At 67.9% G+C, this 9,606-nt stretch carries 8 protein-coding genes, 1 tRNA gene and 1 pseudogene; 9 read left to right on the forward strand and 1 reads right to left on the reverse strand.

Going from position 1 to position 9,606, the window contains the following annotated elements; genetic code table 11:
- Positions 1 to 114: 114 nt before the first annotated feature.
- From FDN03_RS15250 to FDN03_RS15290, 9 genes are all read left to right on the forward strand, one after another.
- Positions 115 to 1,410, forward strand: coding sequence for a cation:dicarboxylase symporter family transporter (locus FDN03_RS15250; RefSeq protein ID WP_171021281.1), 1,296 nt, complete (start codon positions 115 to 117; stop codon positions 1,408 to 1,410).
- 432 nt (positions 1,411 to 1,842) lie between these two features.
- The gene (locus FDN03_RS15255) at positions 1,843 to 2,700 is read left to right on the forward strand and encodes a ParA family protein (protein ID WP_171021282.1); all 858 of its coding nucleotides are present in this window, start codon (positions 1,843 to 1,845) and stop codon (positions 2,698 to 2,700) included.
- Entirely contained in the window at positions 2,700 to 3,701 is a 1,002-nt protein-coding gene (locus FDN03_RS15260; protein WP_138178454.1) for a ScpA family protein, read from the forward strand. Before FDN03_RS15255 ends, FDN03_RS15260 begins: the two co-directional genes overlap by 1 nt.
- The gene (gene scpB, locus FDN03_RS15265; protein ID WP_138178455.1) at positions 3,694 to 4,284 is read left to right on the forward strand and encodes an SMC-Scp complex subunit ScpB; all 591 of its coding nucleotides are present in this window, start codon (positions 3,694 to 3,696) and stop codon (positions 4,282 to 4,284) included. The genes FDN03_RS15260 and scpB overlap by 8 nt, the downstream gene beginning before the upstream one ends.
- Positions 4,285 to 4,379: 95 nt before the next feature.
- Positions 4,380 to 5,453 carry a pseudouridine synthase gene (locus tag FDN03_RS15270; protein WP_138178456.1) on the forward strand — a complete coding sequence of 358 codons (1,074 nt, stop codon included), beginning with the start codon at positions 4,380 to 4,382 and terminating at the stop codon, positions 5,451 to 5,453.
- A gap of 81 nt (positions 5,454 to 5,534) precedes the next feature.
- Positions 5,535 to 6,638, forward strand: coding sequence for a prephenate dehydrogenase (locus tag FDN03_RS15275; protein WP_138178457.1), 1,104 nt, complete (start codon positions 5,535 to 5,537; stop codon positions 6,636 to 6,638).
- Complete coding sequence (gene cmk, locus FDN03_RS15280) at positions 6,635 to 7,309, forward strand: (d)CMP kinase (protein ID WP_246049781.1); 675 nt, start codon at positions 6,635 to 6,637, stop codon at positions 7,307 to 7,309. The genes FDN03_RS15275 and cmk overlap by 4 nt, the downstream gene beginning before the upstream one ends.
- Before the next feature lie 169 nt (positions 7,310 to 7,478).
- Positions 7,479 to 9,008: a ribosome biogenesis GTPase Der gene (gene der / locus FDN03_RS15285; protein ID WP_138178459.1), complete on the forward strand. Its 1,530-nt coding sequence runs from the start codon at positions 7,479 to 7,481 to the stop codon at positions 9,006 to 9,008.
- Positions 9,009 to 9,117: 109 nt separating this feature from the next.
- Positions 9,118 to 9,194: transfer RNA gene (locus FDN03_RS15290), tRNA-Pro, on the forward strand.
- Positions 9,195 to 9,433: 239 nt separating this feature from the next.
- Here the strand turns inward: FDN03_RS15290 and FDN03_RS16840 are convergent.
- Positions 9,434 to 9,606, reverse strand: a pseudogene (locus tag FDN03_RS16840) (IS256 family transposase); the annotation flags it as partial.

Raw genomic sequence — 9,606 nt, forward strand, 5'->3', positions numbered from 1 at the left:
GAACACAAGGGAGACGGACGTCACTGTACCGCGCACCATGGATGTGACGAACTTCCCTCCGCCGGCCACAGTGCCGTGGCGGTGGAGCAAACCCTTGCAGATCCTGGAGTGAACATGGCTGTCATCGACGAAACCCCGCAGGCGCACTCCGCGCCCCCGAAGAAGAAGGACCGCACCCACTGGCTGTACATCATGGTGATCGCCGCCGTGGTGCTGGGTGCCGCCGTCGGGCTCATCGCCCCGGAGCTGGGCAAGGCGCTCAAGCCGCTGGGCACCGGATTCGTGGCGCTGATCAAGATGATCATCGCCCCGGTGATCTTCTGCACCATCGTGCTGGGCATCGGTTCGATCGCCAAGGCCGCGACCGTGGGCAAGGTCGGCGGGCTGGCGATGATCTACTTCCTGGTGATGTCCACGTTCGCGCTGGCGATCGGGCTGGTGGTGGGCAACATCATCCACCCCGGTGAGGGCCTGGAGCTCAAGCCCTACGACCCGAGCACCGCGGCCGGGGAGAACCCGACCGTCGCCTTCCTGCTGGGCATGATCCCCGGGGACATCCCGGTGCTGCCCACCCTGGTGCTGGCCATCTTCGTGGGCTTCGCACTGCAGTCCATGGGCAAGAGCGGTGAGCCGGTGCTCACCGCGATCAAGAACATCCAGCTGGTGGTCTTCCGCATCATGATGATGATCATGTGGGCTGCCCCGATCGGCGCCTTTGGTGCGATCGCCGCGGTGGTCGGTGCCACCGGGTGGGCCGCGATCGGTTCGATGGCCATCCTGATGGGCGCGTTCTACCTGACCTGCGCGCTGTTCATCGTGGTGATCCTGGGCAGCATGCTGCGCCTGGTGACCGGGCTGAACATCTTCGCGCTGCTGAAGTACCTGGCCCGCGAGTACCTGCTGATCTTCTCCACCTCCTCCTCCGAATCGGCCCTGCCGCGGCTGATCGCCAAGATGGAGCATGCCGGGGTGTCCAAGCCGGTGGTGGGCATCACCGTGCCGACCGGATACTCCTTCAACCTGGACGGCACCGCCATCTACCTGACCATGTCGGCGTTGTTCATCTCCACCGCGATGGATATGCCGATGAGCCTGGGCCAGCAGATCGGCCTGCTGGTGTTCATGATCATCGCCTCCAAGGGCGCCGCCGGGGTCACCGGTGCCGGGCTGGCCACGCTGGCCGCCGGGCTGCAGGCGCACAAGCCCGAACTGCTGGGCGGCATGGGCGTGATCGTGGGCATCGACAAGTTCATGTCCGAGGCCCGCGCGCTGACCAACTTCACCGGCAACGCCGTGGCCACCTTGCTGATCGGCAAGTGGACCGGCGAGTTGGACGCGCAGCAGGCCCGCGCAGTGCTCTCGGGCCAGCGTCCGTTCGATGAGCTGAGCCTGAACCCCGACGCCCACTAGGGGCAGCGCTGGATGAAGCCTCCGGCGCCATGGGGACCGGCGCCATGCCGGTGCTCGACGTCACCCGGACAACGCCCCGCCACCCGGCGGGGCGTTGTTCCGTTTAACCGGTCCGGCCACCTGGGCCGGGGCGTTGTTCCGTTTAACCGGTCCGGCCACCTGGGCCGGGTCGTGCAGGGACCGGGGAGGCCGGGCGCGGGTTTGCGGCCGGACTCCCGCCGCGGCGCCGGGCAGCGCCGCTCTTTGGGATCTTCAGCGTATATACAGCATTTGAGTTAAGGTTCAAGGTCAAGGCTCGCCGTGCAAGAGGGGAAATTCCCCTAAATGCACCACGTCGGGCGATAACCTGTAGACAAGCAAATGACCGATCCGAATGGGAAGTGTGGTTCGCCAATCGTGAGCGAGGAACAGGGCAAGATCCGCGGGGCAGGAATGCTCAAGGAACCAAAGCCGGTGGGACCCACCGGCAAGCCGCTGACCGATTTTCCCGAACCCGAGCCGCTGCCGTCGCACGGTCCGGCCCGGGTCATCGCGATGGTCAACCAGAAGGGCGGGGTGGGCAAGACCACCTCGACCATTAACCTGGCCGCGGCGCTGGCCGAATACGGCCGCAAGGTGCTGCTGGTGGACTTCGACCCCCAGGGTGCGCTGTCGGCCGGCTTCGGGATGAACCCGCACGAGCTGGACGTGACCGTCTACAACGTGCTGATGGAGCGCAACACCGGGATCCGCGACGCGATCCGCACCACCGAGGTGGCGAACATCGACCTGCTGCCGGCGAACATCGACCTGTCCGCCGCCGAGGTGCAGCTGGTCAACGAGGTCGCCCGCGAGCAGGCCCTGGAACGGGCGCTGCGCGAGGTGATCGACGACTACGACGTGGTGCTCATCGACTGCCAGCCCTCCCTGGGGCTGCTGACCATCAACGCGCTGACTGCCGCGCACGGGGTGATCATCCCGCTGACCGCCGAGTTCTTCGCGCTGCGTGCGGTGGCGCTGCTGATGGAGACCATCGACAAGGTCAAGGACCGGCTGAACCAGATGCTGGAGGTCGACGGGGTGCTGGCCACCATGTACGACGCCCGCACGCTGCACAGCCGCGAGGTCATCGGCCGGCTGGACGAGGCGTTCGGGGAGAAGCTGTTTGAAACCGTGATCAAGCGCACCATCAAGTTCGCCGATGCGAACGTGGCCGCCGAACCGATCACCTCCTACGCCTCGAACCACCCCGGCGCCGAGTCCTACCGCAACCTGGCCAAGGAACTGATCTACCGCGGCGGCGCCCCGTAATGACCGCCACGCTCACGCATGCGCCAGCCGGCGACGAGCGGAGTCAGGAGCCCGCCGCCGGCGGCAGCGGGTTCCACCTGGAGCTGGCCAACTTCAACGGGCCGTTCGACGTGCTGCTGCACCTGATCACCAAGCGCGAGCTGGACATCACCGAGGTGGCGCTCGCCGAGGTCACCGACGAATTCATCGCCTACCTGCGCGCCCTGCAGGCCCAGCCCGGCGACGGGCTGAAGATGCTGGATGAGACCACCGAATTTCTGGTGGTCGCCTCCACGCTGCTGGACCTGAAGGCCGCCCGGCTGCTGCCGCGCGGGGAAATGGCCGACGACGAGGACTTCGAACTGCTTGAGGCCCGGGACCTGCTCTTCGCCCGGCTGCTGCAGTACAAGGCGTTCAAGGAGGCGGCCGCGGTGCTGGGCGACCACTACGACGCCGAATCCGCGCACATTCCGCGCGAGGTGCCCCTGGAGCCGCAATTCGCGGCGCTGCTGCCCGAGCTGATCTTCAACATCACCCCGCAGCAGTTCGCCCAGATCGCCCGCCAGGGCCTGGCCCCGAAACCCGAGCCGGAGACCGAAGTGGGGATCTCCCACCTGCACGGGGCGAATGTCACGATCGGCCAGGAAGCCGAGACCATGCACCGGATGCTCACCGAGCGCGGCTGCCTGGACTTCACCCAGCTGGTGGCCGACGCCGAAAGCCAGCTGGTGGTCGTGGTGCGCTTTCTGGCGCTGCTGGAAATGTTCCGGCAGAAGGCGATCAGCTTCCGGCAGCCGGCTCCGCTGGCGCCCCTGGTGGTGCAGCTGACCCAGGACGGTGAGCTGGACGCGGCGGCCATGGAGGATGACTACACCGGCACCGCAGCCGGGGACAACGCCAAACCCGGTGCCGCCAAGCCCGGAATCACCAAGCCGGCCCAGGGCGCGATGCCCGATGACGCCGCGTCCGCCGGTGGTGCCGGGCGCGCGCCGCAGGAGTCGCTGGAGCCGGTCCATGGATGAGCCGGCCGCGATCGACCAGCTGCCCGGGGGGCTGCCCGCGGGCCTGGAGGCGGTGCTGATGGTCGCCGATCAGCCCGTGTCAGAACAGCGTTTGGCGCAGATCTTCGAGGTTTCGGAGATCCGTATCACTCAGGCCCTTCGGGCGCTGGCAAGCGAGTATGATAGTAGGGATCGTCCGCGCGGATTCGAACTTCGACGCGTCGCCTCCGGGTGGCGCATCTATTCGCGTCGCGATTATGCCGATTTCGTCTCCAGCTATGTTCTCGATGGGCAAACAGCGCGCCTGAGTCAGGCGGCCCTGGAAACCCTGGCTGTCATCGCCTACCGACAGCCGGTCTCACGTGGACGGATATCGGCGATTCGAGGGGTCAACGTCGACTCGGTGGTGCGCACACTGCTGAACCGGGGGTTGATCGCGCACTATCCGGAAGTGGGCGACGGCGGAGCAGCGCTCTACCAGACCACGGAGTACTTCCTGGAGCGGCTGGGCCTGTCCAGCCTGGATGAGCTGCCGCCCCTGTCCCCGCACCTGCCCGGTGTCGCGGACCTCGAATCGCTGGATTCGGCAACCTTCGACGACTAGGTCAACGCCCCGGTGCCGTTGCCCCTGGTCGCGATGCGCCGCCACCTGGGCGGGGCAGCAGCACGTGCAACGCAAGAGCAAAGGGAAGATTCGACATGAACAAGGGTTCATCCACCCCCCGCAACCCGCGTGGGGGCCGGAACCGGTCCCAGTCCGGCGGCAAGCCGACCGGCGGCAACCAGTTTGGCGCCCGTTCCGGGGGCAAGTTCTCCGGCAAGCCCGGCGCCTCCGGCAAGCCCGGCGGCAAGCCGGCAGCCCGGCAGGGGGCCGGACGCAGCAAGAACGAGTCGGCCGCCCCGCGCAAGAACGCCGAACGCGCCTACGGCAAGGACCCGTACAACCGCACCATCAAGGGCGACTACGCCCGTCCCACCCAGCGTGCCCGGGCCGCCGCCCGCGCCGAGGCGCAGAACCGCCGCGCCGCCCAGGGTGAATCCACCGAGGGCGTGCGCCTGCAGAAGGTGATGGCCAACGCCGGGGTCGCCTCCCGCCGCGCCTGCGAGGAAATGATCACCGAGGGCCGCGTTGAGGTCAACGGGGAACTGGTGGTCGAACTCGGTGCCCGGGTGAACCCGGAACGCGACGTGATCCACGTCGACGGGATGCGCGTGCAGGTGAACACCGCCCACAAGTACTACGTCTTCAACAAGCCCAAGCACGTGGTCTCCACCATGGAGGACCCGGAGGGCCGCCGCACCATCAGCGACTACTTCAAGAACGAGCACACCAACCAGCGGCTCTACCATGTGGGCCGGCTGGACTACAAGACCGAGGGCCTGCTGATCCTGACCAACGACGGGGAGCTGGCCAACCGGCTGCAGCACCCGAAGTACGAGGTCCCCAAGACCTACCTGGTGCAGGTCGACGGCCCGCTGGCCAAGGGCGTGAGCAACAAGCTGCGCGAGGGCGTGAAGCTGGAGGACGGCTGGGCCTCGGTGGACGAGTTCCGCATCATCGACATGACCCCCACCCGGGTCATGGTCGAGGTCACCCTGCACTCCGGGCGCAACCGGATCGTGCGCCGGATGTTCGACGCGGTCGGCCACCCGGTGCAGCGCCTGGTGCGCGTGTCCATCGGCCCGATCCAGCTCGGGGACCAGAAGCAGGGCACCATCCGGCCGCTGGGCAAGCAGGAAGTTGGCCACCTGATGGCCATGGTCGGGCTCTAGGACGATTCGAGGCGTCCCACCGGCCGGCAGCGCCCGCCCGGCGGGATGCACAGGCAGGATTGGACAAGCGGAACTAGGAACATGAACACTTCGCATCTCGCCGGCCCGGTGCTGGTGATCGGAACCGGGCTGCTGGGCACCAGCGTCGGGTTGGGGCTGCGCGCCAAGGGCGTGGGCGTCTACCTGCGCGACATTTCCCCCTCGGCCGCCGGGGTCGCCCAGGACATCGGCGCGGGCACCATCCTGCAGGCCGGGCAGCGCATCGCCCCGGAACTGGTGGTTATCGGCGCGCCGCCGGATGTCACGGCGGACCTGGTGGCCCAGGCGCTGCTGGAGTTCCCGACGGCGGTCGTGGTGGACATCGCCAGCGTGAAGGGTTCGATCCTGCGCGCGCTGCAGGCCGATGCGCGCCTGGATGCGGCCGCCCGCTCCCGCTATGTGGGCACCCACCCGATGGCCGGGCGGGAAAAGTCCGGTCCGGCCGCCGCCCGCGGCGCGCTGTTCACCTCCATGCCGTGGGTGATCTGCGCGCACCCGGGCAGCTCGGCGCGCGCGGTGAAGACCGCCGAATCGCTGGCCATCGACCTGGGCGCGGTGATGCACCGCATGGGCACCACCGAGCACGACGAGTCGGTCGCGCTGATCAGCCACTTCCCGCAGGCCGCCAGCTCGATGATCGCCTCCCGGCTGCTCAACGCCCCGGCCCACCAGCTGGGGCTGGCCGGCAACGGGCTGCGCGACACCACCCGCATCGCCGCCAGCGACGAGAAGCTGTGGATCCAGATCTTCTCGCACAACGCCCAGGCGCTGATCCCGATCCTGGGGGCCATGAAGGATGACCTGGACCGGCTGATCACCACCCTGGAAAACCCGCAGGGCCCCGGCGCGCTGCTGGACCTGTCCCAGCTGATGACCGAGGGCAACGCCGGGCATGCGCGCATCCCCGGCAAGCACGGCGCCCCGCCGCAGGCCTTCGCGCTGGTCACCGTCGTGGTCGATGACCGGCCCGGGCAGATCGCCCAGCTGCTGAACGAGATCGGGGCGGCCGGGATCAACCTGGAGGACCTGCGCATGGAGCACTCCGCCGGACACCAGGTGGGCCTGGTGGACGTTTCGGTGCTGCCGGGACGGCGCGATGAACTGATCAACGTATTGACGCACAACGGATGGAAGGTAGTGCAGTGAGCAGCAACGAACACCTGGTGATCGCGATCGACGGGCCCAGCGGATCGGGCAAGTCCTCGGTCTCCAAGGCCGTGGCCCGCACCCTGAAGGCCGCCTACCTGGACACCGGGGCCATGTACCGGGCGGTGACCTACGCGGTGCTGGCCTCCGGGGCGGACCTTTCCGACGACGCCGCCGTCGCCCAGGCGGTGCGCGAGGCGGACCTGCAGATCTCCACCGACCCGGACGCCGAACTGGTGGTGATCGCCGGGCAGGATGTGACCACCGCGATCCGCGAACCGCGCATCACCGAAAACGTTTCGGCCGTGGCAACCAACCTGGACGCGCGCGCCGAACTGGTCCGCCGCCAGCGCGAGATCATCGCCGCCCACCCGCGCATCGTCGCCGAGGGCCGGGACATCACCACCGTGGTCGCCCCGCAGGCCCCGGCCAGGATCCTGCTCACCGCCTCCGAGGAGGCCCGGATGCGCCGGCGTGGGCTGGAGCTGGGCGGCACCCAGAGCCAGGAGCAGCTGGCCACCCAGGTGCTGGCCCGGGACAAGAAGGACTCCACCGTGGTGAACTTCACCCAGGCCGCCGACGGGGTGATCACCGTGGACTCCTCGGACCTGGATTTCGAGCAGACCGTCGCCGCGGTGCTTGACGCGGCCGGCTTCGGACGCGAAGACTAGCCACAACGGCGCCGCCGGCCCCACCGGCCGCACCCCCGCTGCGGGGCCCGGCATCCGGTGGCGGCGGGGCCGCCGCAGCAGACCGGCGCCCCGACACAGACTTAACCGACCTTCCGGCCGCTGTCGTGAGACAACCGGCTGGCCGTTCATTGCCTTGAAAGGGAAGATCATGAGCGAGAAACACCTGTCCGACGAAGACTACATCCCGGTCGGCGACGACGACATCGTCCAGCGGCTGGACGCGCTCAGCGACGAGGAAGCCGAACAGCGGGCCGAAGCGCTGCGCGCCGGGCTGGCCGAATACGACCTGGACGATGAGGACGCGGCCCTGCTGGCCGGGCTGGGCACGGAGGAAGACGAGGACGCCGAGATCGGCATCCCTCCGGTGCTGGCCGTCATCGGGCGCCCGAACGTGGGCAAATCGACCCTGGTCAACCGCATCCTGGGGCGCCGCGAGGCGGTCGTGGAGGACGTGCCGGGGGTGACCCGGGACCGGGTGGCCTACGACGCCGAATGGGAGGGGCGCGCCTTCTCCCTGGTGGACACCGGCGGCTGGGAGCACGACGCGAAGGGGATCCACGCCTCGGTCGCCGAGCAGGCCGAGATCGCCGCGGACGTCGCGGACGTGATCCTGTTCGTGGTCGACACCCATGTGGGGGCGACCGCCACCGACGAGGCCGTGGTCAAGATGCTGCGCCGCAAGGGCAAGCCGGTGTTCCTGGTGGCCAACAAGGTCGATGACTTCAACCAGGAGGCCGAGGCCGCGATGCTGTGGGGCCTGGGCTTCGGCCAGCCCTGGCCGGTCTCCGCCCTGCACGGACGCGGCACCGCGGACCTGCTGGACGCGGTGATGGAGAAGATGCCGCAGTACTCCGCCTTTGGCGGGGTGATCCCGCGCGGCGGACCGCGGCGCATCGCGCTGATCGGCCGGCCGAACGTAGGCAAGAGCTCGCTGCTGAACAAGCTCGCCGGCGCCGAGCGCGTCGTGGTGGACAACTACGCCGGCACCACCCGTGACCCGGTGGACGAACTGGTCGAGCTGGGCGGGGATGTGTGGCGGTTCGTGGACACCGCCGGCATTCGCCGCCGCCAGCACATGGCCGTCGGGTCGGACTACTACGCCTCACTGCGCACCCAGGCCGCCCTGGAAAAGGCGGAGGTCGCGGTGATCCTGCTGGCCGCCGACGAAGTGGTCTCCGAACAGGACGTGCGCATCATCCAGATGGCGATCGAGGCCGGGCGGGCCATGGTGGTGGTGTTCAACAAGTGGGACAACCTCGATGAGGACCGCCGTCACTACCTGGAGCAGGAAATCGAGCGTGACCTTGCGCATATCGACTGGGCACCGCGGGTGAACATTTCCGCGCTGACCGGCTGGCACAAGGACAAGCTGGTCCCGGCGCTGAACACCGCGCTGGAGTCCTGGGACAAGCGCATCCCCACCGGCAAGCTCAACGCCTTCCTGGGCGAGCTGGTGGCCGCCCACCCGCACCCGGTGCGCGGGGGCAAGCAGCCGCGCATCCTGTTCGGCACCCAGGCCTCCTCGCGTCCGCCGCGCTTCGTGCTGTTCACCACCGGTTTCCTGGATCCGGGCTACCGCCGGTTCATCGCCCGCCGGCTGCGGGAAACCTTCGGGTTCGAAGGTTCGCCGATCGAGGTCTCGATGCGCATCCGCGAACGCCGGGGGCGCAGGTCCTAGAGTCCTCGATTCGATCCCGCACCCGAATGTGGTGTAGGGTTATCTAGGAGCTTTTCGCAGGTGGCACCGCCGCTTTTCGAAGTGGGGGAGAACGGCTGCGAAAGCATTTCGGGCTATGGCGCAGCTTGGTAGCGCGCCTGACTGGGGGTCAGGAGGCCGTGGGTTCGAATCCCGCTAGCCCGACCAACGCTCGAGGGCGGAAACCATCTGGTTTCCGCCCTTGACTGGTTTTTGGGCCCCTTCCCGCGCGATTTTTTTCACCCCCCGCCAGGGGTATGGTTTTGTGAACTCCGGACGGTCATCGCATCCTGGCATGGCCCCCGCGGCGAGGCCACCGGCGTGTGGTGCGCCACATTAGGGCTATAGGCAATAAAGTGTGTCTGGCCCGGGCGTGTTCCAAGGCCAGACACCTTCAAGACCAGTGACTAGTAGCTGTTTCGAATCCAGCCTCTTCTGATGAACTGTCCATCTTCGGTACTAGCGCCGGTGCCATAAAGCTCCGGGCCGATTGGCTCGTCATCTGACACTTGCTCAGCTGCCTTCTTTGCTTCTGGAGAGAAGTGCTCCGGCCGTAAAAGCTCTCCCAACGCAGGGCGAT

It is taken from the genome of Glutamicibacter sp. V16R2B1 (genome assembly GCF_005774635.1).
Taxonomy (GTDB): Bacteria; Actinomycetota; Actinomycetes; order Actinomycetales; family Micrococcaceae; genus Glutamicibacter; species Glutamicibacter creatinolyticus.